The organism is Stutzerimonas stutzeri RCH2 (assembly GCF_000327065.1).
In the GTDB taxonomy this organism is placed as follows: Bacteria; Pseudomonadota; Gammaproteobacteria; order Pseudomonadales; family Pseudomonadaceae; genus Stutzerimonas; species Stutzerimonas stutzeri_AE.
On the sequence record NC_019936.1, the window covers coordinates 3,736,750 to 3,761,723 of the forward strand.

At 61.8% G+C, this 24,974-nt stretch carries 29 protein-coding genes; 7 read left to right on the forward strand and 22 right to left on the reverse strand.

Annotated elements, in window-relative coordinates; translation table 11 throughout:
- Window positions 1-11: 11 nt before the first annotated feature.
- On the reverse strand, window positions 12-362 hold the full coding sequence (locus PSEST_RS17295) for a hypothetical protein (protein ID WP_015278266.1): 351 nt from the start codon (window positions 360-362) through the stop codon (window positions 12-14).
- Window positions 363-457: 95 nt separating this feature from the next.
- On the opposite strand from PSEST_RS17295, the gene PSEST_RS17300 reads away from it, so the two are divergent.
- From PSEST_RS17300 to PSEST_RS17315, 4 genes are read left to right on the forward strand one after another with little or no spacing between them, the layout of a single operon-like run.
- Window positions 458-1,087 (forward strand): DUF2796 domain-containing protein, encoded by a 630-nt coding sequence (locus PSEST_RS17300; protein ID WP_041756767.1) that lies wholly within the window; start codon window positions 458-460, stop codon window positions 1,085-1,087.
- Between the two features lie 16 nt (window positions 1,088-1,103).
- On the forward strand, window positions 1,104-1,811 hold the full coding sequence (locus PSEST_RS17305; protein WP_015278268.1) for an ABC transporter ATP-binding protein: 708 nt from the start codon (window positions 1,104-1,106) through the stop codon (window positions 1,809-1,811).
- Window positions 1,812-1,814: 3 nt separating this feature from the next.
- Complete coding sequence (locus PSEST_RS17310) at window positions 1,815-3,080, forward strand: ABC transporter permease (protein WP_015278269.1); 1,266 nt, start codon at window positions 1,815-1,817, stop codon at window positions 3,078-3,080.
- A gap of 8 nt (window positions 3,081-3,088) precedes the next feature.
- Entirely contained in the window at window positions 3,089-3,601 is a 513-nt protein-coding gene (locus PSEST_RS17315; RefSeq protein WP_015278270.1) for a DUF3299 domain-containing protein, read from the forward strand.
- 45 nt (window positions 3,602-3,646) lie between these two features.
- Here the strand turns inward: PSEST_RS17315 and PSEST_RS17320 are convergent, their stop codons facing one another.
- The 6 genes from PSEST_RS17320 to PSEST_RS17345 are packed head-to-tail and all read right to left on the reverse strand — an operon-like array spanning window position 3,647 to window position 8,544.
- Entirely contained in the window at window positions 3,647-4,738 is a 1,092-nt protein-coding gene (locus PSEST_RS17320; RefSeq protein ID WP_015278271.1) for a tetratricopeptide repeat protein, read from the reverse strand.
- A 1-nt stretch (window position 4,739) separates the two neighbouring features.
- Window positions 4,740-5,453, reverse strand: a complete 714-nt coding sequence (locus tag PSEST_RS17325) for an energy transducer TonB (RefSeq protein ID WP_015278272.1) — start codon at window positions 5,451-5,453, stop codon at window positions 4,740-4,742.
- On the reverse strand, window positions 5,453-5,866 hold the full coding sequence (locus tag PSEST_RS17330; protein WP_015278273.1) for an ExbD/TolR family protein: 414 nt from the start codon (window positions 5,864-5,866) through the stop codon (window positions 5,453-5,455). Before PSEST_RS17330 ends, PSEST_RS17325 begins: the two co-directional genes overlap by 1 nt.
- 11 nt (window positions 5,867-5,877) lie before the next feature.
- Window positions 5,878-6,423 (reverse strand): MotA/TolQ/ExbB proton channel family protein, encoded by a 546-nt coding sequence (locus PSEST_RS17335; protein ID WP_015278274.1) that lies wholly within the window; start codon window positions 6,421-6,423, stop codon window positions 5,878-5,880.
- On the reverse strand, window positions 6,416-7,762 hold the full coding sequence (locus tag PSEST_RS17340; RefSeq protein ID WP_015278275.1) for a MotA/TolQ/ExbB proton channel family protein: 1,347 nt from the start codon (window positions 7,760-7,762) through the stop codon (window positions 6,416-6,418). Before PSEST_RS17340 ends, PSEST_RS17335 begins: the two co-directional genes overlap by 8 nt.
- Window positions 7,759-8,544: a DUF3450 domain-containing protein gene (locus tag PSEST_RS17345; RefSeq protein ID WP_015278276.1), complete on the reverse strand. Its 786-nt coding sequence runs from the start codon at window positions 8,542-8,544 to the stop codon at window positions 7,759-7,761. The genes PSEST_RS17340 and PSEST_RS17345 overlap by 4 nt, the downstream gene beginning before the upstream one ends.
- 183 nt (window positions 8,545-8,727) lie before the next feature.
- On the opposite strand from PSEST_RS17345, the gene PSEST_RS17350 reads away from it, so the two are divergent.
- The gene (locus PSEST_RS17350; RefSeq protein ID WP_015278277.1) at window positions 8,728-9,405 is read left to right on the forward strand and encodes an OmpW/AlkL family protein; all 678 of its coding nucleotides are present in this window, start codon (window positions 8,728-8,730) and stop codon (window positions 9,403-9,405) included.
- A gap of 71 nt (window positions 9,406-9,476) precedes the next feature.
- Here PSEST_RS17350 and PSEST_RS17355 read toward each other — a convergent pair whose 3' ends face one another.
- The 4 genes from PSEST_RS17355 to PSEST_RS17370 form a co-directional block, all read right to left on the reverse strand.
- Window positions 9,477-10,400 (reverse strand): NAD-dependent epimerase/dehydratase family protein, encoded by a 924-nt coding sequence (locus PSEST_RS17355; protein WP_015278278.1) that lies wholly within the window; start codon window positions 10,398-10,400, stop codon window positions 9,477-9,479.
- The gene (locus tag PSEST_RS17360) at window positions 10,393-11,277 is read right to left on the reverse strand and encodes a sugar nucleotide-binding protein (RefSeq protein ID WP_015278279.1); all 885 of its coding nucleotides are present in this window, start codon (window positions 11,275-11,277) and stop codon (window positions 10,393-10,395) included. The genes PSEST_RS17355 and PSEST_RS17360 overlap by 8 nt, the downstream gene beginning before the upstream one ends.
- A gap of 10 nt (window positions 11,278-11,287) precedes the next feature.
- Window positions 11,288-11,782, reverse strand: a complete 495-nt coding sequence (locus PSEST_RS17365; RefSeq protein ID WP_015278280.1) for a single-stranded DNA-binding protein — start codon at window positions 11,780-11,782, stop codon at window positions 11,288-11,290.
- Between the two features lie 164 nt (window positions 11,783-11,946).
- Window positions 11,947-13,314 carry an MFS transporter gene (locus PSEST_RS17370; RefSeq protein WP_015278281.1) on the reverse strand — a complete coding sequence of 456 codons (1,368 nt, stop codon included), beginning with the start codon at window positions 13,312-13,314 and terminating at the stop codon, window positions 11,947-11,949.
- Between the two features lie 131 nt (window positions 13,315-13,445).
- Here PSEST_RS17370 and uvrA point away from each other — a divergent pair, with 131 nt between their 5' ends.
- Both uvrA and PSEST_RS17380 read left to right on the forward strand, forming a co-directional pair.
- Window positions 13,446-16,289 carry an excinuclease ABC subunit UvrA gene (gene uvrA / locus PSEST_RS17375; RefSeq protein WP_015278282.1) on the forward strand — a complete coding sequence of 948 codons (2,844 nt, stop codon included), beginning with the start codon at window positions 13,446-13,448 and terminating at the stop codon, window positions 16,287-16,289.
- Between the two features lie 97 nt (window positions 16,290-16,386).
- Window positions 16,387-17,652, forward strand: coding sequence for a M14 family zinc carboxypeptidase (locus PSEST_RS17380; RefSeq protein ID WP_015278283.1), 1,266 nt, complete (start codon window positions 16,387-16,389; stop codon window positions 17,650-17,652).
- 69 nt (window positions 17,653-17,721) lie between these two features.
- On the opposite strand, the gene PSEST_RS17385 is transcribed toward PSEST_RS17380, so the two are convergent.
- The 11 genes from PSEST_RS17385 to rpsE form a co-directional block, all read right to left on the reverse strand.
- A complete protein-coding gene (locus tag PSEST_RS17385; protein ID WP_015278284.1) occupies window positions 17,722-19,182 on the reverse strand; it encodes a catalase in 1,461 nt (486 codons plus the stop codon).
- A 194-nt stretch (window positions 19,183-19,376) separates the two neighbouring features.
- On the reverse strand, window positions 19,377-19,763 hold the full coding sequence (gene rplQ / locus PSEST_RS17390) for a 50S ribosomal protein L17 (RefSeq protein WP_003304056.1): 387 nt from the start codon (window positions 19,761-19,763) through the stop codon (window positions 19,377-19,379).
- A 45-nt stretch (window positions 19,764-19,808) separates the two neighbouring features.
- Window positions 19,809-20,810, reverse strand: a complete 1,002-nt coding sequence (locus PSEST_RS17395) for a DNA-directed RNA polymerase subunit alpha (protein WP_014821626.1) — start codon at window positions 20,808-20,810, stop codon at window positions 19,809-19,811.
- Between the two features lie 22 nt (window positions 20,811-20,832).
- Window positions 20,833-21,453, reverse strand: a complete 621-nt coding sequence (gene rpsD / locus PSEST_RS17400) for a 30S ribosomal protein S4 (protein WP_003293044.1) — start codon at window positions 21,451-21,453, stop codon at window positions 20,833-20,835.
- Between the two features lie 17 nt (window positions 21,454-21,470).
- Window positions 21,471-21,860: a 30S ribosomal protein S11 gene (gene rpsK, locus PSEST_RS17405; RefSeq protein WP_003281811.1), complete on the reverse strand. Its 390-nt coding sequence runs from the start codon at window positions 21,858-21,860 to the stop codon at window positions 21,471-21,473.
- 30 nt (window positions 21,861-21,890) lie between these two features.
- On the reverse strand, window positions 21,891-22,247 hold the full coding sequence (gene rpsM / locus PSEST_RS17410; RefSeq protein WP_003289190.1) for a 30S ribosomal protein S13: 357 nt from the start codon (window positions 22,245-22,247) through the stop codon (window positions 21,891-21,893).
- 129 nt (window positions 22,248-22,376) lie between these two features.
- The gene (gene rpmJ / locus PSEST_RS17415) at window positions 22,377-22,493 is read right to left on the reverse strand and encodes a 50S ribosomal protein L36 (protein WP_003281814.1); all 117 of its coding nucleotides are present in this window, start codon (window positions 22,491-22,493) and stop codon (window positions 22,377-22,379) included.
- A gap of 29 nt (window positions 22,494-22,522) precedes the next feature.
- Window positions 22,523-23,851 (reverse strand): preprotein translocase subunit SecY, encoded by a 1,329-nt coding sequence (secY, locus tag PSEST_RS17420; RefSeq protein ID WP_015278285.1) that lies wholly within the window; start codon window positions 23,849-23,851, stop codon window positions 22,523-22,525.
- Window positions 23,852-24,286, reverse strand: coding sequence for a 50S ribosomal protein L15 (gene rplO, locus PSEST_RS17425; protein WP_003293041.1), 435 nt, complete (start codon window positions 24,284-24,286; stop codon window positions 23,852-23,854).
- A gap of 3 nt (window positions 24,287-24,289) precedes the next feature.
- Window positions 24,290-24,469: a 50S ribosomal protein L30 gene (gene rpmD, locus PSEST_RS17430; protein ID WP_003281818.1), complete on the reverse strand. Its 180-nt coding sequence runs from the start codon at window positions 24,467-24,469 to the stop codon at window positions 24,290-24,292.
- A gap of 2 nt (window positions 24,470-24,471) precedes the next feature.
- Window positions 24,472-24,972, reverse strand: coding sequence for a 30S ribosomal protein S5 (rpsE, locus tag PSEST_RS17435; protein WP_015278286.1), 501 nt, complete (start codon window positions 24,970-24,972; stop codon window positions 24,472-24,474).
- Between the last annotated feature and the right edge of the window lie 2 nt (window positions 24,973-24,974).

Sequence of the window (24,974 nt, forward strand, 5' to 3'; positions counted from 1 at the left end):
AGGCGAGCCGTTCAGGACGGCTCGCCGACCCAGTGGTAGCAGGGCGAGTCGGCACCGTGCTCGACTTTCACGTCGTCGCAATGCCGCAGCCGCACCAATAGCCGCTTAGCCAGCTGTGCGTTGCCGGTCAGGGCTTCCAGTTCGGCGAGCAGCTCGGGGCCGTCCAATTTGCCAGCGCGGCGCAAACGCTCGCGAGCGCTGTGCCACAGCGCATCGACGGGCGGCGCTGCGGTCGCCGGAGCGCTACCGGTTACCACGCCGACATCGGCTAAGCCACGGGCCAGCTGCGACCAGTCCCGCTCACCAAGCTCGATTTCAAGATCGACCGGCCAATCGCCTATACGTCCGCGAATTCGAATCATGCTGCGCCTCCTGATTGATGCACGCATGCTCACACGACGGCAGCGGACTGGCCAGCGGCGCAGCAAAGTTGTTATAAGGTAACAACCCCTTTTCGATGGAGCTGACCATGCGCCACCTATTGCTTGCCGTGCCTGTGCTTCTGCTGCCTCTGAGCTACAGCCACGCCCAGGAAGAACACCATCACCATGCACATGAAGAGGCCTCCAGCCTGGGCGCGCATGAGCACGGCGCGGCGCGACTGAATGTGGCGCTGGATGGCAAGCGGCTGGAGCTGGAGCTGTTCAGCCCGGCGATGAATCTGCTGGGTTTCGAGCACGCACCGGCCAATGCAGCGGATGAAGCGAAGATCGCCAGTGCCCGCTCGCAACTGGAACAACCCCAGGCCCTGTTCGGCCTACCGGCGGCGGCAGGCTGCAGCTTGAGTGAACAGCAGTTTGCCGGCGAACTGCTCGGCTCGGCCCATGCAGGCTATCAGCGCGGTGATCAACATGATCACAAGCAGGAACATAAGCACGGTCACGACGACCATGAGGCCGCTGGCCATAGCGATATCGAAGCGCACTACCAGTTCGACTGCAGCAAACCTGACGCGCTGCAGGCCTTGGATCTGAAAGGCCTGTTCGAAAGCTTCCCCGGCACGGAAAAGATTCAGGTACAACTGATCGGCCCTAACGGCCAGCAGGGCGTGGAACTGACTCCGGCACGCTCGCAACTGCCCTTCTGAAACATTCTGGACCTCGATGACTGCTCCACTACTTGCAATCGACAGTCTCGGCTTCGCCTGGCCTCGCCAGGCCGAGTTGCTGGATATTCCAACGTTTCGCCTCGAACGTGGCGAAAGTCTCTTTCTCAAGGGCCCTTCAGGCAGTGGCAAGACCACCCTGCTGGGGCTGATCGGCGGCGTGCAGAAAGCCGGCCGCGGCAGCATTCGCCTGCTCGACCATGATCTTGGCCGCCTTTCGGCCGGTGCCCGGGATCGCTTCCGCGTCGATCACACCGGCTACATCTTCCAGCAGTTCAACCTGCTGCCTTTTCTTTCGGTGCGTGAAAACGTCGGTCTGCCCTGCCATTTTTCGCGGCTGCGTGCCGAACGTGCGCGCAAGCGTCACGGCAGCACCGATGCCGCGGCGGCGAGCCTGCTGGAGCATCTGGGACTGTCCCCGGAGCTGTTCGAGCGGCGCGCCGACGCACTCTCGATCGGCCAGCAGCAGCGCGTTGCGGCCGCTCGCGCCCTGATCGGCCAACCGGAACTGGTCATCGCCGACGAGCCGACCTCGGCGCTGGATGCAGATAGCCGCGAAGCCTTCCTGCACCTGCTGTTCTCCGAATGTCGCGCGGCCGGCGCGAGCCTGCTGTTCGTCAGCCATGACCAGAGCCTGGCGCCGTTGTTCGACCGCAGCCTGTCACTGGCCGAGCTGAACCGCGCAGCCAGCAATCCGGAGCTTTAGCCGATGTATCTCCTGCGCCTGGCCCTGGCGAGCCTGAACAATCGCCGTTTCACTGCCCTGCTGACGGTATTCGCCATCGCCCTGTCGGTGTGCCTGCTGCTCGCCGTTGAACGGGTGCGCAATGAAACCCGCGCGAGCTTCGCCAACACCATCAGCGGTACCGATCTGGTGGTCGGCGCCCGTTCCGGTTCGGTAAACCTGCTGCTGTACTCGGTGTTTCGCATCGGCAATGCGACCAACAATATTCGCTGGGACAGTTACCAACGCTTCGCCGAGCACCCGCGGGTCGACTGGGCAATCCCGATTTCCCTCGGCGACTCCCATCGCGGTTATCGCGTGATGGGCACCAGCACCAATTACTTCGAGCACTACCGTTACGGCCGCAAACAGCCACTGCAGCTGGCCGAAGGCCGCGCCTTCGAAAGCGACCCGTTCGAGGTTGTACTGGGCGCGGAAGTGGCCAGCGCGCTGGGCTACCAGCTGGATGACAGCATCGTCCTCGCCCACGGCGTAGCACGGGTCAGCCTGGTTCAACATGAGGACAAGCCGTTCCGTGTGGTCGGCGTGCTGCAGCGCACCGGTACGCCGGTCGATCGCACGCTGCACATCAGCCTTGAAGGCATGGAAGCGCTGCATGTCGACTGGCAGAACGGTATGCCGGCCCGCGGCGCGGCGCGTATCGACGCCGAGCAGGCGCGCCAGCTCGATCTTCAGCCACAGCAGATCACAGCGTTCCTACTCGGCCTCAACAGCAAGATCGCGACGTTCACCCTGCAGCGGGAAATCAACGAGTACCGCGGCGAGCCGCTGCTGGCGATTCTGCCCGGCGTCGCCCTGCAGGAACTGTGGAGCCTGATGGGTACGGCCGAGAAGGCGCTGTTCGTGGTTTCACTGTTCGTCGTGCTGACCGGCCTGATCGGCATGCTCACGGCGATCCTCACCAGCCTGAACGAGCGCCGCCGCGAGATGGCGATCCTGCGCTCAGTTGGTGCCCGTCCCTGGCATATCGCCGCGCTGCTGATCATCGAGGCGTTCGGCTTGGCATTGGCTGGAACACTGCTGGGCCTGGCACTGCTCTATCTCGGCATCGCCGTGGCGCAGTCACCGCTGCAGAGCCTCTACGGGCTGTACCTGCCGCTTGCCTGGCCGAGCAGCTATGAGTGGAGTCTGCTCGGCGCTATCCTGCTGGCGGCACTGCTGATGGGCAGCGTGCCGGCCTGGCGTGCCTATCGCCAATCGCTGGCCGATGGCCTGTCGATTCGACTGTGAGGAACCCGATGTCGCGCCTGTTGATCGCCCTGCTCCTAGCCTGCGTGCTGCCCGTGCACGCAGCCGAAGTCCGTCTGCTGCAGTGGGCAGAGCTGATCCCCGAAGGCGCGCCGCCACCACCGCCGCCGCTGGCGATACATGACATGTCGCAGCTCGCCGATGCGCTGGCTGCCGAGGCAGGGCCAGCCGCCGCGCAGCAATCACCGGCCGCGCCTGTCGTCGAAGCACTCGATGGTCAGATGGTGAAGTTGCCGGGCTATATCGTGCCGCTGGACATGACCGACGAAGGTCGCGTTACCGAATTCCTGCTGGTGCCGTATTTCGGCGCCTGCATCCATGTGCCGCCACCGCCGTCCAACCAGATCGTGCATGCCACCAGCGAACTGGGCGTGCGGGTGGATGCGCTATACGAGCCGTTCTGGATCGAGGGCCCCCTCAGCGTCGAACATGCCAGCAGCGAGCTGGCGGAGGCGGGTTACCGCATGCAGGCACAGAAGATCTATCCCTACGAGCTGCAGTAACCGCCAGTCGGCCAACGCGGCGGCGATTACGTTTTGCCAGTCTGATCAGTGTGCGCTGGCGACCTGCCGTTCGCGCTCGAAGCTGAGCTCGCCTTCGGCCCACTCGCGCCATTCGCGCACCCGACGACGCTCTGCGCCCGCCCGCTCGGCCTGCTTCAAGGCCTCGAGGCCGGCCTGCCAGCGCGCCTGTTCCAGCTCGAGCTGGGCGACGTTCATCCAGAACTTGGCGCTGCCCGTCTGGGTCGCCAACTGGCGGTAGATCTTCGAAGCTTCGGTACGCTCGCGTGCCTGCCACCAGAGCATACCCATGCGCTCCTGGCGCGTCGCGTTGCTCGGCAGCAAGCGCGATGCCAGCATGCCTTCGAGCAGCTTGGCGCCTTGCCACGGCTGGCCGGCGGCACTGGCGAGAGCGACGAGGTTGTCCAGCTCCGCTTCGCTGAAGCGCAAGCCCTTTGCATGTGCCGCGCGCAGCGTTGCCAGCGCACGATCTTCCGCACCAGCCAGCTGCTGCAGACCGGCCAGCTGACGCCAGGCCTTGGCCTGATCGGGATGGCGCAGCAACAGCTTTTTCTGCCAGCCTTCAGCCGCTTGATAGCGCTTCAGCTCGGCGTTACCGGCAACCAGAAACTGCAACCAGGTATCGCCGGCTTTCGGATTGGCCTGCACATAGCGCTCGGCCAGCGGCAGCGCCTTGGCGTGCTGGCCGAGGCCCTGATAGGACTGCACCAGCATCTGCAGCACTTCTTCGTTGGCCTGATTGGCCGAGCCCAGCAGGCTGACCACCTTGGCATAGCGACCCTCGACCAGATTCAGACGTGCCAGATTGAGCCGTTCGCCGGCGAGTAGCTCTTCATCCAGCTTGCCGCTGGCTACGGCTTTATCCAACCACTCCAGTGCCTGGCGATTGTTGCCCTCGGCCCAGGCCAGATAACCACGGCTGCGCCAGAGCAACGCCTCTTCACCGCTACCGGCCTTGGCGGTCACAGCCTCGAGCGCCTTGCGTGCTGTCGCGTAGTCGCCTTTGCTCTGCGCGGTCTGTGCGCGCTCAAGGGCCATGAACACGGCCGGGTCGATGGCCTGGGCAGCCTGGACCGAAGCAGCGAGGGAAAAGGTGAGCACAAGCAGCTGACGAAGCATCTCAGCGTTCTCCTTGCAGGCGGAAGTGCAGGGTTTTCACGGCTTCACGGGATACCGCCGCACCGTTTTCGGTACGCGGTGCGAAACGCCAACGGGCCGCGGCACGCCGAGCCTCGCGGTCAAATACGTTACGTGGCGAAGCCTCCAGCACACGAATGTTCTCCACGCGACCCTGCGGGTTGATGGTGAAGGCCAGCTTGATATGCCCTTCGATGCCCTGCTGCCGCGCACGATAGGGGTACTCGGGGCGCACATCATTGAGCGGCATCACTTCCTGCTCTGGGCCACCCGGGTTACCCGCCGCTTCCACTGCCGCAGTGGCCGGCGCTGGGGCGGCTGCAGGGGCGCTCGGCGCGGCCGTCAGACCGGACAGGCTAGGAGCCGGCGCGGTGGCGACGGAAATACCGGCGTTGATGCTCGGCAGATCGAGATCGAGCTTCGGCAGGTTGGCGTCCGGCGTCGCCATGTTCGGCGTCGGCGGTGTCGGTGGTTGCGGCGTCTTGGGTTGCGGCGGCTGCGGCGCCTGCTGGCGAGAACGCGTGGCGCTGTCTTCGTTGCGCCCGTCCATGCGCACGAAGTTGGCGATCGCCAGCGGGTCTTCCTGAATCTTGCTGCGCGGCGGATTGACCATGCTCAGCATCAGAGCGAACAGCAGCAGCGCCACCACGCAGGCGGCGACGAAGGCCAGACTGAAGCGCACCAGCCGCGGTTGCATCAACGCGCCCCCGTGCTGGCAGCCAGCGCGACGTCCTGCACGCCGGCCTGACGCGCCTGATCCATGACCTGCACCACCAGCCCGGTGCGCGCATCCTGGTCGGCCTGTACCACCACCGCGCCTTCCGGTTGATCCACACGCAGCCGCTCGACATGCGCGCGCACGCTGCGCACGTCCACTGCCTGCTTGTCGATCCAGACCTGGCCGTCGGCGGTGACGGCGATAAGAATATTGCCCTTGTCCTGCGCACTGGCGGTATCCGCCTGCGGACGATGGACCTCCACACCGGACTCCTTGATGAAGGAGCTGGTGACGATGAAGAAGATCAGCATGATGAAGACCACATCGAGCATCGGCGTAAGGTCGATGCCGGTGTCCTCTTCCTGCTGGTAATGATGACGACGCATACGCATCCCGCTAATCCTCAGTCGTGACGCAGCTGGTCAGCCAGCCGGTCGAGAGACTGGCGCGCGATACGCTCAAGGCGCGCCAGACTGAACAATCCTGTGATGGCCAGCACCATGCCGGCCATGGTTGGCAGGGTCGCCTGCCAGACACCCGCGGCCATACCGCGCGGGTTGCCGGAGCCACTCAGCGCCAGCACGTCGAATACCGCGATCATGCCGCTGACCGTGCCGAGAAGCCCGAGCAGCGGATACATCGCAACCAGGGTCTTGCTTAGCCGTAGAGGTCCGGACAATTGCTGCTGCGCTTGCGCCAGCCAGGCCGAGCGCACCGCACGCTGCCAGCTGCCAGGCTCGTCGGCCATCTGCGCCCAGGCCTGCCGGCGTGACTCCACCCAATGCGGGAAGACCCGCCGCATGAACCACAGGCGCTCGAAAACCAGCGTCCAATACAGCACGCACAGGCCTGCCAGCGCCCACATCACCACCCCGCCTGCAGTCATGAAATCGAGCAGTGCATGACCGCTATCGACCAGACTCAGCCAGTGGGCACGCAGATCAGTCACGGCGTGACGCCCCCGACAGATGCAGTGCAATCAAACCGGCACTCTGCTGTTCCAGGAGCTGGATCAGCGCTTTGCTGCGACTGGCCAGCAGGCTGTGCAGGAACAGCAGCGGGATCGCTACCACCAGGCCCAGCACGGTGGTCACCAGTGCCTGGGAGATACCGTCGGCCATCAGCCGCGAATCGCCACCACCGCTCTGAGTGATCGCCTGGAAGGTGATGATCATGCCAGTCACGGTACCGAGCAGACCGAGCAGCGGTGCGACGGCTGCAAGCAGCTTGAGCAGCGGCTGGCCGCGCTCCAGTGGCGGAGTCTCCTGGAGAATCGCCTCGTCCAGCTTGAGCTCCAGCGTCTCAAGATCCGACAACTGGGGCTTCGGCCCAAGCACGCCAATGATGCGCCCGAGCGGATTGTCGTCGCGCGGATGATTGAGCTCACGCATCTGGCTACCGACCTTGCGACCGATGCCGCCGAGATAAACCATGCGCCAGATTGCCAGCAGCAGGCCGATGGCGCCGAGCACCAGAATCACGCCACCAACCAGACCGCCTTGTTTGACGCGATCCCAGAGGTCCGGCTGGCGCTGCAATTGCGCGATCAGGGTGCCACGGCTCGGGTCCAGCGGCAGAGTGGCGAGCGCATCGGAGCTTTTCAGGTAATCACCGATCAGCCCTTGCCCCGATGGCTGGCGCGTCGGCACCAGCAGTTCGCCAGCATCGGCGTCATAGCGCAGGAAGGCATTGTCAGTAAACGCAGAGAAGCTGCCGACTCGCAGCACCGGCTGCTCACTACGTGCGCCATCGGTGCCCACCACGGGCAGTTGGATGCGCTCGACACGTCCGCTGGCAGCCAGATCTTCCAGCAGAGTCATCCAGAAGGCATCCAGATCATCGGCTGACGGCAGGGCGCGGCTTTCCGCCAGGCTGCGCAGCTGGGTCAGGCGCTCGGGATACTGGGCATTGAGCATGCTGTCCTGCCACTGACCCGCAATATCACCGGCACTTTGGCGGACCACCCCGAACAACTCACCAAGATGGCCAACGCGCTGTGCCAGAAGCTTCTCCTGCTCGGCCAGTTCGGCTTCCTGCCGGTCGAAATCGGCCTTCTGTCGTTCGGCCTCGGCCTTCTGCTCGGCCAGGGCGGCACGTGCACGGGCGAGTAGCTGCTGCTGTTCGCCGCGGTCGCGGACGAAGGCCTGTTCACGCGCCTGCATGGCGCTGACTTCCGCTGCTCGATCGCTGCGAATACGTTCGAGCAGCTGATCAGGGCTGAGCGGTTCTGCCGCATGAGCCGCAAGGGGCAACAGCGCGACCAGGAAAAGGGAAAACAGACGACTCATTGCGAGGCCTCCTCGGCCAGGGTCTTCACGGGCAGTTGCAGGTAGGCAGGTGCCTGCTGCTGACGGGCAATGGCAATGGCCTGCGTCAGCGGACGGCGGGCGCTGCCATCGAGCACTTCCCAGCTGCGCGTCTGCGCGTTCCACCAGCCGCTCTCGTGAGCATCGAGGGTCTGGTAATAGAGCATCACCCGGCCCAGCCGCAGGAACTCCACGCTGCGCGAGTCGCCGTCTCCAGGCAGCTCGCCACGCCAGGCCTCCAGCGTGCGCCCATAGTCGCTTTCGATCTGATACGCCTCGAGGATGCGGCGATACTTTTCAGCCAGGCTGACATCGGCTCGCGGGAGCAAGTCCTGCAAGCCAGCGAGACGGTCCGCGCGCTCGTCGGGCAGGAATGGCACGTCGGCAGCGATGAACTCACCCAGCACCTCGACCATACGGCTCATCTGCGGGGTTACCGCTTCCTGCGTGCGCTCGATGCTGTCCAGCTGGCGCTGAAAGCCGACCAGCTCCTTGCGCTGCGCCGCCGTCAGTTCCTGCAACTGCTTGTTGTAAGCCTTCAGCGCCTCGGTCTGCTGCAACGCACTGCGGTACTCGTTGAGCATTTCACGGGTGGCGTCGTCGAGCTGATCGATCCGCGCTTGCGAAGCCTTGGCCTCGGCAGACAGACGCTCGCTCTCATCCAGCGCAGCGTCCAGCGGAGCCGCGGACAGCGACCCGGCGTAAAGCTGCAGACAGCATGGCAGCACGGCAACCGCCAGCAGGCGGGGGATGAAGGAAGGCATTGAAGGATCCTTGGGACGGGCGTTAACTCAAAAGAGAAACATTATCATCTGTGAATTGACGCAAAGCAACCCGGGCGTTTCGTCGCAGTAGCCGACGCCCCTTTCATTGAGCTGGATCAAAAAGCGCCCGCGCTCACTCCCTACCATGGCCCCCAATCGCATTCCAACAAACGGAGCATCATCATGCGCAAGACCCTGTTCACCGCTTCCGCGCTGGCCCTGGCGCTGGCCGCCCCCTTCGCCCAGGCTTTCGAGGCCGGGGACATCATCGTTCGCGCTGGTGCGATTACCGTTGATCCGCGTGAAGATAGCAGCACTATTGCTACCGCAGTCACCGGCCCACTGGCCGGAACAAAGGCCACACTCGACAGCGACACTCAGCTCGGCCTGAACTTCGCCTACATGGTTACCGACAAGGTCGGTATTGAACTACTCGCAGCAACTCCGTTCAGCCACGACGTCGGCGTGAAGGGACTGCCAGGAAACATGGACGGCAAGTTCGGCAGCATCAAGCACCTGCCACCGACCCTGAGCGTCATCTACTACCCGCTCGATAAGACATCCGCGTTCCAGCCCTACGTCGGAGCAGGCGTTAACTACACTTGGTTCTTCGACGACAAGCTGAGCAGCCACGCCGAAGGCAATGGCTTCAATGGCTTGGACTTGAAAGATTCTTGGGGCTTGGCCGCCCAGGTAGGCATGGATTACATGCTGACCGACAACATCATGCTCAACGCTCAGGTTCGCTATATCGACATCGATACCGAAGCCACTTCCAACCATGCAGTACTGGGCAAGGTTAAAGTCGACGTCGATGTAGACCCCTTCGTCTACATGGTCGGCCTCGGCTACAAGTTCTGACGAAACCGGCCTAGCCGAATCGCAGACAAACAAAAGGCGCCTAGGGCGCCTTTTGTGTTTACGGCATCCGCTTACAGACCCAACAACCTGGCTAATCCTTCGCGCATGCTGGTTGGCGGTTCTGGCAGGCGATAGCGCTGCACCAGCCGGGCATTGTTCGCTCGCGAATGACGAATATCCCCGGACCGCGACGCCTGATAGCTCACCTCCGGCAGTCCGCCCAGCACATCACCGATCGCCTCCAGCAATTGATTCAGCGATGTAGCCTGATTAAGCCCAACATTCACCGCGCCTTCCGCCGCCTCAGGCGACTCCAGCGCCTGCACCAGCACCTCAACCAGATCGCCAACATAGACGAAATCGCGCGTCTGCTCGCCATCGCCAAACACTGCAATCGGCAAGCCCTTCTGCGCCCGCTCGGTGAAGATGCTGATCACCCCGGAATACGGTGACGAGGGATCCTGGCGCGGCCCAAAGATATTGAAGAAGCGGAACACCACCGGCTCCAGGCCATGCTGGCGACGGTAGAAATCCAGGTAATGCTCGCTGGCCAGCTTGTCCGCAGCATAAGGCGTCAGCGGCGCCTTCGGCGTGTCTTCGTCGATGGCCTGGCCTTCGCCATTGTTGCCATAGACCGCGGCACTCGAGGCGAACAGCACCCGCTTCACGCCCGCTTCACGCATCGCCTCGCACAGGTTCAGCGTGCCGACCAGATTGCTCTGATGCGTGCCAATCGGATCGTCCACCGACGCCTGCACCGATGCCACCGCCGCCAGATGCACCACTGCCCGACAACCCTGCACGGCACGACGCACGCAGTCCGCATCGGCCACGTCACCAACGATCAGCTCGACGTCCTGCGGCAGATTCTCGCGTTTGCCGGTTGAAAGATTGTCCAGCACACGAACGGCGTAGCCGCGCGCCAGCAACGCATCGACCAGGTTCGAGCCAATGAACCCGGCACCGCCGGTAACCAGAATCGGGGCATCAACCATGGCGGTAGTAGCGCTCCAGCAGGCTCGGCAGCCCCGTGCGCCAGGCGCGCGGCTTGACGCCGAAAGTGGTGAAAATCTTCTTGCAGGCAAGCACGCCATGCTGCGGCTCGGCAGCGGCATCCGAGCAATCGGCATGGGCCACGGCGGTAAGATTCGCGCTCGTTACGTCACGGTACTTGCCGGCCTCGCCGAGCAGCGCTTGTGCGACCAGCAAAGGGGTGGAGGCTTCATGCCCGCCGTAGTGATACGTCCCCCACAGCGGTGCCTGGCAGTCGAGCTGCTTCAACACAGCCAGGATAACCCGCGCGGCATCGTCCACTGGCGTTGGGTTCCCCCTGCGATCATCCGCGAGCAGTATCGGTTCGCTCTGCTCGAGCCGCTGCAGCACGCGCCCCAACACGCCGTCGCGACTGTCATCGAGCAGCCAGCCAAAGCGCAGCAGCACGTGGCGCGGACATAGCGAGCGCACGCTCTGCTCGATGCGCCAGAGCGCATGCCCCCGGGCATCCAGCGGCGCGACTTCATCCTTTTCGCTGTAGGCAGTGGTGCGCGCGCCATCGAACACGCGGTAGCTCGATGGCTGCAACAGGACGAAGTCATGATGCTGACAAAGCTCGGCGAGACGCTCGACTGCCCGCTCCTGCGCTGCGAGCGCCGGCTCGTTGGGCTGCCCGCTCTGGAACCAGTCGTAATAGTAGGCAAGGTTGACCACGACATCCGGACGGTTGTCATCGAGCAACTGGGTGAGACTGGCGGCATCCCAACCCTGGGCGGGCGGGCGCGGCGCGAGAAAGCCGATGTCTTCCTCGGCACCGAGGCGGATGAGCGCCTGGCCCAGGGCATTGCCGCCACCCAACAGCATCAGGCGCATTCGCATTCAGAGAACTCTAGAAGGGGATGTCGTCGTCGAAGCTGTCGTAGTCCGGCGCAGGCTGTTGCCGTGCAGCGGGCTGCTGCGGCTGAGCCTGCTGACGCGGCGCCTGCTGCGGCTCGCGCTGCTGCGGACGAGCTTGACGCGGGGCATCATCGGAACTGCCGCCACGACCGCCCAGCAACTGCATGCTGCCGTTCATGTCGACGACGATTTCCGTGGTGTAGCGCTTGACGCCGTCCTTCTCCCACTCACGGGTCTGCAGACGGCCTTCGATGTAGCACTGCGAACCCTTGCGCAGGTACTCGCCGGCGATCTCCGCAACCTTGCCGAACAGCACCACACGGTGCCACTCGGTGCGCTCCTGGAGCTGGCCGGTCTGCTTGTCCTTCCAGCTGTCGGTGGTTGCCAGCGTGATGTTGGTCACCGCATTGCCATTGGGCATGTAGCGGGTTTCCGGGTCGCCGCCGACATTGCCGATCAAGATGACTTTATTCACCCCTCTGGCCATGGGTAACTCCTCTTGGAACATTGAAATTAAATGGGCTCGCCGATGGCGATCCTGCTACCAGCAAACCCGATGACCGCGAATCTTACCTCAGCCACCCCTGACAACCAACCGACGCACCGTCAAGTTGCGCCGGCTTCCGCACCTGCCCGGGCAAGCGCACGGTTTCAGGCGACGAGACGATCCAGCGCTTCACGATCCAGCTGCTGAGTATCGACCTTGATGTACGCCGCTGCCTCTTCGATAACGATCAGCACATCGCTGACCCCCGTCACCTGCAACAGGTCGTCACCAAGCCCGGCGTTGGCCAGCGCACCGGTGGAGAGCGGCAAGCGCAGACTAGTCACATAAGGAGGCTCGCGCATACTGAAGGCCACCAGAAACCACAGCGCGCAGAGCGCAGCGCAACCGGCAAAGACCAACGCCAGCCCACCCTGCTGATAGAGCACGCCGCCCAGCACGCCCCCCAGGCCGGCACCGAGAAACTGGCTGGTGGAATAGACCCCCATCGCGGTGCCCTTGCCGCCGGCCGGGGCTACCTTGCTGATCAATGAAGGCAGCGATGCTTCCAGCAGATTGAACGCGATGAAGAAGCCGACCATGCCGACGACCAACATCCACAGCCCGTTACCGAACCACCAGAAGAACAGCTCGCAAATTAGCAACGCGGTAACCGCGCCCAACAGCACGCGACGCATCTGCCGCTTCTTCTCGCCATAAATAATGAAGGGAATCATCCCGAAGAAGCCCACCAGCAGTGCCGTGAGATAGACCCACCAGTGCTCTTCCTTGGGTAATGCGCCCTGCTCCACCAGCGCCAGCGGCAGCGCAACGAAGCTGGCCATCAGGATCGCGTGCAGCGCCAGAATGCTGAAATCCAGGCGCAGCAGATCGGGATGGCGCAGCGTCAGGCCGAGCGCCTGCTTGGCAACGCCCGATTCACGATGGCGCACATGGGCCTCGGCCTTCGGCAGCACGGCAACGATCACACCACCAAGCACGGCCATGCCGGCGGTTACCCAGAACAGTCCGGACAGCCCGAAGGCGCGGGTCAGCAAGGGCCCGACGATCATCGCCACGGCGAAAGAGAAACCGATGCTAACGCCGATCAGCGCCATCGCCTTGGTCCGATGCTGTTCGCGGGTGAGGTCCGAGAGCAGCGCCATAACTGCCGCAGAAATCGCCCCGGCGCCCTGCAGGATGCGCCCGGCAACTACGCCCCAGATGCTGTCCGACATCGCCGCCAGCGCCGCGCCGGCTGCGAAGATCAGCAAACCGAAATAGATGATGGGTAGGCGACCAATACGATCAGAAAGAATGCCGAAGGGAATTTGCAGCAGCGCCTGGGTCAAACCATAGGCACCTATCGCAAGACCGATAAGGGTCGGCGTAGCGCCTTCCAGGTCCATGCCGTAGGTTGCCAGCACAGGCAAAACCATGAACATGCCGAGCATGCGAAAAGCGAACACCAGTGCCAGCCCGGAAGCTGCGCGTTTTTCGCTGGCGCTCATGCGCTCGCTGTAAGGGTCCTGCATGGAGGGTCTCGCTTGTATGAACCGGCGGCGATTCTAGCAGCCCAACCCTGTTCGGCACAGGCGCGCGGTTTTGCCGCGACCATCACCCCGGCCGTATACTTTCGGGTTTCCGCCCGCCACGCGAGGCTGTTTTGGACAAGATTCTGATTCGTGGGGCCCGCACCCACAACCTGAAGAACATCGACCTCACCCTGCCGCGCGACAAGCTGATCGTCATCACTGGCCTCTCCGGCTCCGGCAAGTCCTCGCTGGCCTTCGACACGCTGTACGCCGAAGGCCAGCGCCGTTACGTCGAATCGCTTTCGGCCTATGCTCGGCAGTTCCTCTCGATGATGGAAAAGCCCGATGTCGACACCATCGAAGGGCTCTCGCCGGCGATCTCCATCGAGCAGAAATCCACGTCGCACAACCCTCGCTCCACCGTCGGCACCATCACCGAGATCTACGATTACCTGCGCCTGCTCTATGCACGAGTCGGCACGCCACGCTGTCCGGATCACGATGCGCCGCTGGAAGCGCAGACGGTCAGTCAGATGGTCGATCAGGTACTGGCACTGCCGGAAGGTCGCAAGCTGATGCTGCTGGCACCGGTCATCCGCGAACGCAAGGGCGAGCATCTGGCCGTGTTTGACGAACTGCGCGCCCAGGGTTTCGTGCGCGCCCGCGTCAACGGGCGGCTGTATGAGCTCGACGAACTACCCAAGCTGGATAAGCAGAAGAAGCACTCCATCGATGTGGTAGTCGACCGCTTCAAGGTCCGCGGCGATCTGCAGCAACGCCTGGCCGAATCCTTCGAGACCGCGCTCAAGCTGGCCGATGGCATCGCCCTGGTCGCTTCCATGGAAGAGGAAGACGAAAGCGAAGAGATGATCTTCTCCGCGCGCTTCGCCTGTCCGATCTGCGGCCACTCGATCAGCGAGCTGGAACCCAAGCTCTTCTCCTTCAACAACCCGGCCGGCGCCTGCCCAACCTGTGACGGCCTGGGCGTGAAGCAGTTCTTCGACGCCAAGCGCCTGGTCAATGGCGAACTGACCCTGGCCGAAGGCGCCATCCGTGGCTGGGACCGGCGCAACGTCTACTACTTCCAGATGCTCGGCTCGCTCGCCTCGCATTACGGGTTCAGTCTGGACGAGCCTTTCGACTCGCTGGCAGCCGATCACCAGAAGTCCATCCTGCGCGGCAGCGGCCGCGAGAGCGTCGAGTTCCGCTACCTCAACGACCGCGGCGACATCGTCAAGCGCTCGCACCCGTTCGAAGGAATCATTCCCAACCTGGAACGCCGCTACCGCGAAACCGAATCCAATTCGGTGCGTGAAGAACTGGCCAAGTACCTCAGCACCCAGCCCTGCCCAGACTGTCGCGGCACCCGCCTGCGCCGCGAGGCTCGCCACGTATGGGTTGGCGACAGGACTTTGCCGGCGGTCACGGCCATGCCCATCGGCGACGCCACTGATTATTTCGGCGGACTCTCGCTCAGCGGTCGACGGGGCGAAATCGCCGACAAGATTCTCAAGGAAATCCGCGAACGCCTGCAGTTCCTGGTCAACGTCGGCCTGGATTACCTGACCCTCGACCGCAGCGCCGACACCCTGTCCGGCGGCGAAGCCCAGCGCATCCGCCTGGCCAGCCAGATTGGCGCAGGCCTGGTCGGCGTGATGTACATCCTCGACGAGCCTTCGATCGGCCTGCACCAACGCGACAACGAGCGCCTGCTTGGCACCCTGCGTCACCTGCGCGATATCGGCAACACGGTGATCGTGGTGGAGCACGACGAGGACGCAATCCGCCTCGCCGACTACGTGGTGGATATCGGCCCAGGGGCCGGCGTGCACGGCGGGCGCATCGTTGCCGAAGGCACGCCGGACGAAGTAATGGCACACCCGGACTCGCTGACCGGCAAGTACCTCTCTGGCCGGGTGAAGATCAACTACCGACCCGAACGCACCCGCCGTGATCCGAAGAAGCTGCTCAAACTCAAGGGCGCGCGTGGCAACAATCTGCGCAATGTGGACCTGGAAATCCCGGTGGGCCTGCTCACCTGCATCACCGGCGTTTCCGGCTCGGGCAAGTCGACGCTGATCAACAACACGCTGTTTCCGATTACGGCCACCGCGCTCAACGGTGCGTCCACACTGGAAGTGGCCCCGCACGACAGCTTCGATGGCCTGCAGCATCTGGACAAGGTAGTGGACATCGATCAGAGCCCGATCGGCCGCACCCCCCGCTCCAACCCGGCAACCTATACCGGACTGTTCACGCCGATTCGCGAACTGTTCGCCGGTGTGCCGGAAGCACGTTCGCGCGGCTATGGCCCGGGACGCTTCTCCTTCAACGTCAAGGGCGGCCGCTGCGAAGCCTGCCAGGGCGATGGCGTGATCAAGGTGGAGATGCACTTTCTGCCGGACATCTACGTGCCCTGCGACGTCTGCAAGGGCAAGCGCTACAACCGCGAAACGCTTGAAGTGAAATACAAGGGCAAGAGCATCACTGAGGTGCTCGACATGACCATCGAGGAAGCCCGTGAATTCTTCGACCCGGTTCCGGCCGTTGCGCGCAAGCTGCAGACGTTGATGGATGTGGGGCTTTCATACATCAAGCTGGGGCAGAGTGCGACTACCCTCTCCGGCGGTGAGGCGCAGCGCGTCAAGCTGTCCCGCGAGCTGTCCAAGCGCGATACCGGCAAGACGCTGTATATCCTCGACGAACCCACCACCGGCTTGCACTTCGCCGACATCCAGCAATTGCTCGACGTGCTGCATCGCCTGCGCGACCACGGCAATACCGTCGTGGTGATCGAGCACAATCTTGACGTGATCAAGACCGCTGACTGGCTGGTGGATCTGGGTCCGGAAGGTGGCTCCAAGGGCGGCCAGATCATCGCCTGCGGCACACCGGAAGAAGTCGCGGGGATGGCGCAGTCACATACCGGCCATTTCCTCAAGCCATTGCTGGAACGCGACCGCTCGGCGGGTTGATCGCCGCTGCGGCAACAAGGGCAAGCGCAACGGGGTCCACTGCGGACCCCGCCGGGCAGTTGGGCGGGACATCCCAGCCTGATAAGGAGAAATCCTCATGCGTATTGCGCTCGCTGCCTGCCTGGTTGGCGCCGGCCTGTTATCTGGCCTCGCTACCGCCGCTCAACCCAACGGCCCCTGGATCACGGATGAACAGAACGTCTCGCTCGAGGCGTTCATGAGCAACCAACAGCTGTACGATCAGCTCAGCGCCATGTCGCGGCGCTTTCCCGATGCGCTGCGCCTGGAACAGGCCGGCAGCAGCAACGAAGGCCGCCCCATCTGGCTGGCCAGGCTGGGTAATGCGGACAAACCCGCGGTGATGATCATCACCCAACAGCACGGCAATGAGCCCCACGGTACCGAGGCCGCAGTCAACCTGATACAACGTCTCGCTTCGGGTGGCGCGCTGTCGCGGCGGGTGCTGGACAATCTGCAGGTGTTGATCGTACCGAGGGTCAACCCGGACGGAGCGGAGCGCTTCAGCCGCGGCAACATGGATTTCAGCGCGCCGCAGACCAGCGCTGACTGCCTGCGTGACGACGGCACGCTGGATCCCGCCAAGCTGGATCAGCGCTTGGGCGCCAACGTGACAGCCTACACCTTGGCCGACGGCCAGCGTCGCTGGAGCTATGACATCAACCGTTACCACTGGACGGACTGGAGCGACAGCACGCAGATTCGCTGCAATCCAGGCCTGGCCAGTGAGCGTCACTTCAATCCGGGGCAGAACCCAGTTCCTGAAGCGGTAGCGGTGCGCAGCATCTATGACCGTTACCGTCCCATCTGGCTGGTGGATGTACACAACCAGAACCCCGCCGTGGTACTCGACGATGTCGACCCTGAAGTGAACCGCCCCGGACGCCAGGTGACAGGCTCCATCACCTGGCCGACCCACCCTGATGTTGCGCCGGAAGCGGTAGCGCTGTCGAAACAGCTGGCAATTGTGATGAAGCAGCGCTCCCTGCAGCTTGGCTTCATGGAAATCACCAACTACTACTATGAGCACCCCAACGGCGATGTCCGCCGCGGCGGCGGCGATCCGGGCATTGCCCGAAACGCCTACGGCCTGCTGGGGACCGAGCGACTGGCCGCCGGCGAAACAGGCCCATTGGGCGGCAGCGTGCTCATGGAAATCGGCGGATTGAACAGCCGCGGCCAGAAGTCTGTCGGCATGCTGCGCAACAATGTGCGTGAAATGCTTGAGGCCGTGCTTGTCGCAACTGCCGACGGCAGCCTGACGGATATCGATCCGGCAGAGGCCGATCGCCTTCTGCCACCCGGACAGGAGAGCGATAAGCCTCTGAGCACCCCCCACGAATAGCACTGAAGAAACAAGAAAGCCCGCAGCAGTCGCTGCGGGCTTCTCGATCTTGCGTATAGCGCGATTCGCTTATACCGGCACTTCCGACAGCGGAATATCCACGGCGGCGGCAATACCTGCTCCGTAGGCCGGATCAGCCTTCAGGCAGTGGCTGATGTGGCGCATCTTGATATGACGCGCTACTCCCTGCATCGACCGAGCGGTGTTTTCGAACAACCGCTGCTGCTCATCGGCCGTCATCAAGCGGAACAGGTTGCCCGGCTGAGTGAAGTAATCAGCGTCGTCGGCACGGTAGTCGTAACGGTCCGCCGCCCCCTCGAGAGCTAGCGGTGGCTCGCTGAAGTCAGGCTGTTCCTGCCACTCGCCATAGGTATTCGGCTCGTAATGCAGACGACCGCCCTGATTGCCGTCCACGCGCATCGCACCATCGCGATGGTAGCTGTGGACCGGGCAACGCGGAGCGTTGACCGGAATCTGATGGTGATTTACCCCCAGCCGGTAGCGTTGCGCATCCCCGTAGGAGAACAGGCGGCCCTGCAACATACGGTCCGGGGAGAAGCTGATGCCCGGAACGACATTCGCCGGCGTGAATGCCGCCTGCTCGACATCCTGAAAGTAGTTGTCGGGATTGCGGTTGAGCTCGTAGTAGCCGACCTCGATCAGCGGATAGTCGGCATGCGGCCAAACCTTGGTCAGGTCGAACGGATGGTACGGCACCTTCGCGGCGTCGGCCTCCGGCATTACCTGCACATACATCGTCCAGCGCGGATATTCGCCACGCTCGATGGCCTCGAATAGATCGCGCTGCGAACTCTCACGGTCATTGCCGACGATGGCTGCCGCCTCGGCATCGGTGAGATTCTTGATGCCCTGCTGGGTCCGAAAGTGAAACTTCACCCAGAAACGTTCGTTGCTCGGACTGATGAAGCTGTAGGTGTGCGAACCGAAACCGTGCATATGACGGTAAGACGCCGGGATGCCGCGATCGCCCATGACATAGGTGATCTGGTGCAAGGCTTCAGGCAGCCCGGTCCAGAAGTCCCAGTTGTTGTTCGCGCTGCGCATGTTGGTGCGCGGATCGCGTTTTACTGCGTGGTTGAGGTCCGGAAACTTCAGCGGATCACGGAAAAAGAACACAGGGGTGTTATTGCCCACCATGTCCCAGTTGCCTTGCTCGGTGTAGAACTTCAGGGCGTAACCACGAATGTCGCGCTCGGCATCGGCGGCACCACGCTCGCCTGCGACGGTCGAGAAGCGCGCGAACAGTGGAGTGCGTTTGCCGATCTCGGAAAACAGCTTGGCTTTGGTGTAGCGGGTGATGTCATGGGTGACGACGAATTCTCCGAACGCCCCCGAGCCCTTCGCATGCATGCGCCGCTCCGGAATGACTTCCCGATCGAAATGAGCGAGCTTCTCCAGAAACCATACGTCCTGAAGCAGCATGGGACCCCGGCGGCCCGCAGTCATGGAGTTCTGGTTTTCGGATACCGGCGCACCGGCAACGGTTGTGAGCTTCGGCTTGTCAGTCATGGTTGCAGCTCCTTGGTATTCAATAGCGTCCAGGGTCTTGGTAAGTACCTGCTGGTCGAGTGCCATCATAGGAAGCAAGCGCAACGGCGACTAATGATGAAGATCAACGCCCCTTATAGAGCCAGTCTCTCAGAAATCTTGGGGCATAAAAAAACCGAGCCAAAAGGCTCGGTTTTTAATTGCTACTACCGATCTTACTCGGCGGCTTCCACTTCACCAGTGACCGGACGGTCAACCAGCTCGACGTAAGCCATAGGTGCGTTGTCACCGGCGCGGAAGCCGCACTTGAGGATACGCAGATAGCCGCCCTGACGGGTGGCGTAACGCTTGCCCAGATCGTTGAACAGCTTGCCTACGGCAGCCTTCGAACGAGTACGGTCGAAAGCCAGACGACGGTTGGCGACGCTGTCTTCCTTAGCCAGGGTGATCAGCGGCTCGGCAACGCGACGCAGTTCCTTGGCCTTGGGCAGGGTGGTCTTGATCAGTTCGTGCTCGAACAGCGACACCGCCATGTTTTGAAACATGGCCTTGCGGTGGGCGCTGGTGCGGCTCAGGTGACGGCCACTTTTACGATGACGCATGATTGAAATTCCTTACCAAACGTTCAGTTCGGTTACTGGGGGCGATCAGGCAGTGGCCTTATCGTCCTTCTTGAGACTTGCCGGCGGCCAGTTATCCAGACGCATACCGAGGGACAAACCACGCGAAGCCAGAACGTCCTTGATCTCAGTCAGGGACTTCTTGCCCAGATTCGGCGTCTTCAACAGCTCTACTTCGGTGCGCTGAATCAGATCACCAATGTAGTAGATGTTTTCCGCCTTCAGGCAGTTGGCCGAACGTACGGTCAGCTCCAGGTCGTCAACCGGACGCAACAGGATCGGATCGATCTCGTCTTCCTGCTCGATTACAACCGGCTCGCTGTCGCCCTTGAGGTCGACGAACGCAGCCAGCTGCTGCTGCAGGATGGTCGCTGCACGACGGATCGCCTCTTCGGGATCCAGGGTGCCGTTGGTTTCCAGGTCAATGACCAGTTTGTCCAGGTTGGTGCGCTGCTCGACACGAGCATTCTCGACCACGTAAGCCACGCGACGAACCGGGCTGAAAGTGGCGTCGAGCTGCAGACGACCGATGCTACGGCTTTCGTCTTCATCGCTCTGACGCGCATCAGCAGGCTCGTAACCGCGGCCGCGAGCGACCTTGAGCTTCATGTTGAGCGAGCCGTTGGCCGCCAGATTGGCGATCAGGTGATCGCCATTGACGATTTCGACATCGTGATCCAGCTGGATATCGGCAGCGGTAACAGCGCCCGCGCCCTTCTTCACCAGGCTCAAGGTCACTTCATCACGGCCGTGCAGCTTGATGGCGATACCTTTGAGGTTGAGCAGGATTTCGATGACATCTTCCTGCACGCCCTCGATGGCGCTGTACTCGTGGAGCACACCGTCGATCTCAGCCTCGACCACAGCGCAGCCGGGCATGGAGGACAACAGGATACGACGCAGCGCGTTGCCCAGGGTGTGGCCAAAACCACGCTCGAGGGGCTCGAGAGTGATCTTGGCACGGGTCGGACTGACCACCTGCACATCGATATGGCGGGGGGTCAGGAACTCATTTACCGAACTCTGCATGGATACACCTATTTTCTAGCCCTTACTTGGAGTAGAGCTCGACAATCAGGTTTTCGTTGATGTCGGCGGACAGATCGCTGCGAGCCGGAACATTCTTGAAAACACCGGATTTCTTGTCGGCATCTACTTCGACCCATTCAACGCGACCGCGCTGAGCGCACAGTTCGAGGGCCTGGGCGATACGCAGCTGGTTACGGCACTTCTCACGAACAGCCACAACGTCACCGGCCTTGACCTGGTACGAAGGGATGTTCACGGTCTGACCGTTGACGCTGATCGACTTGTGAGAAACCAGCTGACGCGATTCGGCACGCGTGGAGCCGAAGCCCATGCGATACACGACGTTGTCCAGACGGCACTCGAGCAGTTGCAGCAGGTTTTCGCCGGTAGCGCCCTTACGGCTGGCAGCTTCCTTGTAGTAACCGCTGAACTGACGCTCCAGCACACCGTAGATGCGGCGTACTTTCTGCTTTTCACGCAGCTGGGTGCCGTAGTCGGACAGACGGCCACGGCGCTGGCCATGAACACCTGGCGGAGTTTCGATGTTGCACTTGGATTCGAGCGCGCGCGCACCACTCTTCAGGAAGAGATCGGTGCCTTCACGACGAGACAGTTTGCACTTGGGACCAATATAACGAGCCATTCTTCACTGTCTCCTGATTACACGCGGCGCTTCTTCGGCGGACGGCACCCGTTATGCGGGATAGGCGTCACGTCGGTGATGCTGGCGATTTTATAACCACATGCGTTCAAAGCACGCACGGCGGACTCACGACCCGGACCTGGGCCCTTGACGTTGACGTCGAGGTTCTTTAGGCCGTACTCCAGAGCAGCCTGACCAGCGCGCTCTGCAGCGATCTGGGCAGCGAACGGAGTGCTCTTACGCGAGCCGCGGAAACCGGAACCACCGGAAGTAGCCCAGGACAATGCGTTGCCCTGACGATCGGTGATGGTCACGATGGTGTTGTTGAAAGACGCGTGGATATGGGCGATCCCATCAACCACTGTCTTTTTGACTTTTTTACGAGGACGAGCAGCAGGTTTTGCCATGACTAAATTCCTGTCGATTCGCTAACGCGATTACTTGCGGATCGGCTTGCGCGGGCCCTTACGGGTACGTGCGTTGGTCTTGGTACGCTGACCGCGAACCGGCAGACCACGACGATGACGCAGGCCGCGATAGCAACCCAGGTCCATCAAGCGCTTGATTTTCATGTTGACTTCGCGACGCAGGTCGCCTTCAACAATGAACTTGCCGACTTCGCCACGCAGCAGTTCGACCTGCTCGTCGGAAAGATCCTTGATCTTTGCTGCCGGATTCACACCGGTAGCGGCACAGATTTCCTGCGCACGGGTGCGACCAACACCGTAGATGTAGGTCAGCGAGATAACAGTGTGCTTGTTATCCGGAATGTTGACGCCTGCAATACGGGCCATTCAGTGAAACTCCAATTGACAGCTACCTACGCCCCGGAAGCCAAGAAAAGGGCGCGAGATATTAACGCTGTAATAACAAATATTCAACCCGGCAGCGCACTAGCTGCCGGGTTATAACGCCTTACACAATCAGCCTTGGCGCTGCTTGTGACGCGGCTCTGCGCTGCAGATCACGCGCACGACACCGTCGCGACGGATGATCTTGCAGTTACGGCACAGCTTTTTAACCGATGCACGAACTTTCATCACCAACTCCTAGAACCTTACGAACCACCTCAGCGGAGCATTCCGCTGCCGTAGCCCTTCAGGTTGGCTTTCTTCATCAGGGAATCGTACTGGTGCGACATGAGGTGTGATTGCACTTGAGACATGAAGTCCATGACAACCACAACAACGATCAGCAACGAGGTCCCACCAAGGTAGAACGGCACATTGGCCGCGACCACAAGGAACTGCGGCAGCAGGCAGACAGCCGTCATGTACAGGGCGCCGAACATGGTCAAACGGGTCAGCACACCATCGATGTAGCGCGCCGACTGCTCGCCCGGACGAATCCCAGGAATAAACGCACCGGACTTCTTCAGATTCTCCGCCACGTCCTTCGGATTGAACATCAATGCCGTATAGAAGAAGCAGAAGAAAATGATCCCGGCACTGAACAGCAAGATGTTCAACGGCTGACCGGGAGCGATTGCCTGCGATACGTCAGCCAACCACCCCATGCTCTCCGACTGGCCGAACCACTGCCCTAGAGAGGCAGGGAACAGCAGGATGCTGCTGGCGAAAATAGCCGGGATCACACCCGCCATATTCACCTTCAACGGCAAGTGGCTAGTCTGCGCAGCAAATACCTTACGACCCTGCTGACGCTTGGCGTAGTGCACCGCGATACGACGCTGGCCACGCTCGATGAAAACCACGAAACCGATGATCGCAACAGCCAGCAGCCCAACAGCCAGCAAAGCGATAATGTTGATGTCACCCTGCCGAGCAGACTCGAACGACTGGCCGAGCGCACCCGGCAAGCCGGCGACGATACCAGCGAAGATCAGCATCGAAATACCGTTGCCAACCCCACGCTCGGTAATCTGCTCACCCAGCCACATCATGAACATCGCGCCGGAAACGAAGGTAGTGATGGCCACGAAGTAGAAGCCGAAATCATTGCTGAACGCGACACCTTGCCCAGCCAGACCGACCGACATCCCGACAGCCTGCACGATCGCCAACACCAGCGTTCCATAACGCGTGTACTGACTGATCTTGCGCCGCCCGGCCTCACCTTCCTTCTTCAACTGCTCCAGCTGTGGGCTGACAGCGGTCATGAGCTGCATGATGATCGAGGCCGAAATGTACGGCATGATCCCCAATGCAAAAATGCTCATGCGCTCCAGCGCACCGCCGGAAAACATGTTGAACAAGCTAAGGATGGTCCCCTCGTTCTGACGAAACAGCTCAGCCAGCCGATCGGGATTGATCCCGGGAACCGGGATGTGCGCGCCAATCCGATAGACGATGATCGCCATGAACAGAAAGCGCAGACGAGCCCAGAGTTCGGACAGACCACCATTACTCAGCGCGGAGAGAGCACCTTGCTTAGCCATTTATTCCTCGAACTTGCCGCCAGCTGCTTCGATAGCCGCACGCGCACCCTTGGTGGCTGCGATACCCTTGAGAGTAACCGCGCGACCAACCTCGCCCGACAGCATGATTTTCACGCGCTGTACGTTCTGGTTGATGACGTTGGCGTCTTTCAGGCTCTGTACGGTGACAACGTCACCCTCCACCTTGGCCAGCTCGGACGTACGCACTTCAGCGCGATCCATGGCTTTCAGCGAAACGAAGCCGAACTTCGGCAGACGACGGTGCAGAGGCTGCTGACCGCCCTCGAAACCGGGAGCAATCTTGCCGCCGGAGCGGGAAGTCTGACCCTTGTGACCACGGCCACCGGTCTTGCCCAGGCCGCTACCGATACCACGACCAGGACGCAGCTTTTCGCGACGGGCACCCGGCGCAGAACGCAGATCGTTCAGTTGCATGGCTTAGCCCTCCACACGGAGCATGTAATAAGCCTTGTTGATCATGCCGCGGTTCTCAGGAGTGTCCTGAACCTCGACGGTATGACCAATGCGACGCAGGCCGAGACCCTTGACGCACAGCTTGTGATTGGGGATACGACCGCTGACACTCTTGATCAGCGTGACCTTGACGGTATTAGCCATGATCAGGAAATCTCCTCGACGCTCTTGCCGCGCTTGGCAGCAATCGACTCAGGCGACTGCATCGCCTTCAAACCCTTGAAAGTGGCGTGAACCACGTTGACTGGGTTAGTAGAGCCGTAGCACTTGGCCAGGACGTTATGCACGCCAGCGACTTCCAGGATGGCGCGCATGGCACCACCAGCGATAACGCCGGTACCTTCAGAAGCAGGCTGCATGTACACCTTGGAAGCACCATGCGCAGCCTTGGTGGCGTACTGCAAAGTAGTACCATTCAGATCGACTTGAATCATGTTGCGGCGAGCCGCCTCCATGGCCTTCTGAATAGCAGCCGGAACCTCACGGGACTTGCCACGACCGAAGCCGACACGACCCTTGCCATCACCCACTACGGTCAGTGCGGTGAAGGTGAAGATACGACCACCCTTAACAGTTTTTGCGACGCGGTTAACTTGAACCAGCTTCTCGATGTAGCCTTCGTCGCGCTTTTGCTCGTTATTTGCCATAA

Bases quoted from the DNA above. Each gene is read 5' to 3' on its own strand.
- rpsM (WP_003289190.1), bottom strand. From the start codon at position 22,247: ATGGCCCGTATTGCAGGCGTCAACATTCCGGATAACAAGCACACTGTT.
- rpmD (WP_003281818.1), bottom strand. From the start codon at position 24,469: ATGGCTAATACCGTCAAGGTCACGCTGATCAAGAGTGTCAGCGGTCGT.
- PSEST_RS17345 (WP_015278276.1), bottom strand. From the start codon at position 8,544: ATGCCTTCCTTCATCCCCCGCCTGCTGGCGGTTGCCGTGCTGCCATGC.
- PSEST_RS17320 (WP_015278271.1), bottom strand. From the start codon at position 4,738: ATGCTTCGTCAGCTGCTTGTGCTCACCTTTTCCCTCGCTGCTTCGGTC.
- PSEST_RS17300 (WP_041756767.1), top strand. From the start codon at position 458: ATGGAGCTGACCATGCGCCACCTATTGCTTGCCGTGCCTGTGCTTCTG.
- PSEST_RS17295 (WP_015278266.1), bottom strand. From the start codon at position 362: ATGATTCGAATTCGCGGACGTATAGGCGATTGGCCGGTCGATCTTGAA.
- PSEST_RS17330 (WP_015278273.1), bottom strand. From the start codon at position 5,866: ATGCGTATGCGTCGTCATCATTACCAGCAGGAAGAGGACACCGGCATC.
- PSEST_RS17360 (WP_015278279.1), bottom strand. From the start codon at position 11,277: ATGCGAATGCGCCTGATGCTGTTGGGTGGCGGCAATGCCCTGGGCCAG.
- PSEST_RS17385 (WP_015278284.1), bottom strand. From the start codon at position 19,182: ATGACTGACAAGCCGAAGCTCACAACCGTTGCCGGTGCGCCGGTATCC.
- rplO (WP_003293041.1), bottom strand. From the start codon at position 24,286: ATGCAACTGAACGATCTGCGTTCTGCGCCGGGTGCCCGTCGCGAAAAG.
- PSEST_RS17365 (WP_015278280.1), bottom strand. From the start codon at position 11,782: ATGGCCAGAGGGGTGAATAAAGTCATCTTGATCGGCAATGTCGGCGGC.
- PSEST_RS17315 (WP_015278270.1), top strand. From the start codon at position 3,089: ATGTCGCGCCTGTTGATCGCCCTGCTCCTAGCCTGCGTGCTGCCCGTG.
- rpmJ (WP_003281814.1), bottom strand. From the start codon at position 22,493: ATGAAAGTTCGTGCATCGGTTAAAAAGCTGTGCCGTAACTGCAAGATC.
- PSEST_RS17325 (WP_015278272.1), bottom strand. From the start codon at position 5,453: ATGCAACCGCGGCTGGTGCGCTTCAGTCTGGCCTTCGTCGCCGCCTGC.
- rpsD (WP_003293044.1), bottom strand. From the start codon at position 21,453: ATGGCTCGTTATATTGGTCCCAAGTGCAAACTGTCTCGTCGTGAAGGC.
- rpsK (WP_003281811.1), bottom strand. From the start codon at position 21,860: ATGGCAAAACCTGCTGCTCGTCCTCGTAAAAAAGTCAAAAAGACAGTG.
- PSEST_RS17380 (WP_015278283.1), top strand. From the start codon at position 16,387: ATGCGTATTGCGCTCGCTGCCTGCCTGGTTGGCGCCGGCCTGTTATCT.
- PSEST_RS17355 (WP_015278278.1), bottom strand. From the start codon at position 10,400: ATGGTTGATGCCCCGATTCTGGTTACCGGCGGTGCCGGGTTCATTGGC.
- PSEST_RS17395 (WP_014821626.1), bottom strand. From the start codon at position 20,810: ATGCAGAGTTCGGTAAATGAGTTCCTGACCCCCCGCCATATCGATGTG.
- PSEST_RS17370 (WP_015278281.1), bottom strand. From the start codon at position 13,314: ATGCAGGACCCTTACAGCGAGCGCATGAGCGCCAGCGAAAAACGCGCA.
- PSEST_RS17350 (WP_015278277.1), top strand. From the start codon at position 8,728: ATGCGCAAGACCCTGTTCACCGCTTCCGCGCTGGCCCTGGCGCTGGCC.
- rpsE (WP_015278286.1), bottom strand. From the start codon at position 24,972: ATGGCAAATAACGAGCAAAAGCGCGACGAAGGCTACATCGAGAAGCTG.
- PSEST_RS17340 (WP_015278275.1), bottom strand. From the start codon at position 7,762: ATGAGTCGTCTGTTTTCCCTTTTCCTGGTCGCGCTGTTGCCCCTTGCG.
- PSEST_RS17305 (WP_015278268.1), top strand. From the start codon at position 1,104: ATGACTGCTCCACTACTTGCAATCGACAGTCTCGGCTTCGCCTGGCCT.
- secY (WP_015278285.1), bottom strand. From the start codon at position 23,851: ATGGCTAAGCAAGGTGCTCTCTCCGCGCTGAGTAATGGTGGTCTGTCC.
- rplQ (WP_003304056.1), bottom strand. From the start codon at position 19,763: ATGCGTCATCGTAAAAGTGGCCGTCACCTGAGCCGCACCAGCGCCCAC.
- PSEST_RS17310 (WP_015278269.1), top strand. From the start codon at position 1,815: ATGTATCTCCTGCGCCTGGCCCTGGCGAGCCTGAACAATCGCCGTTTC.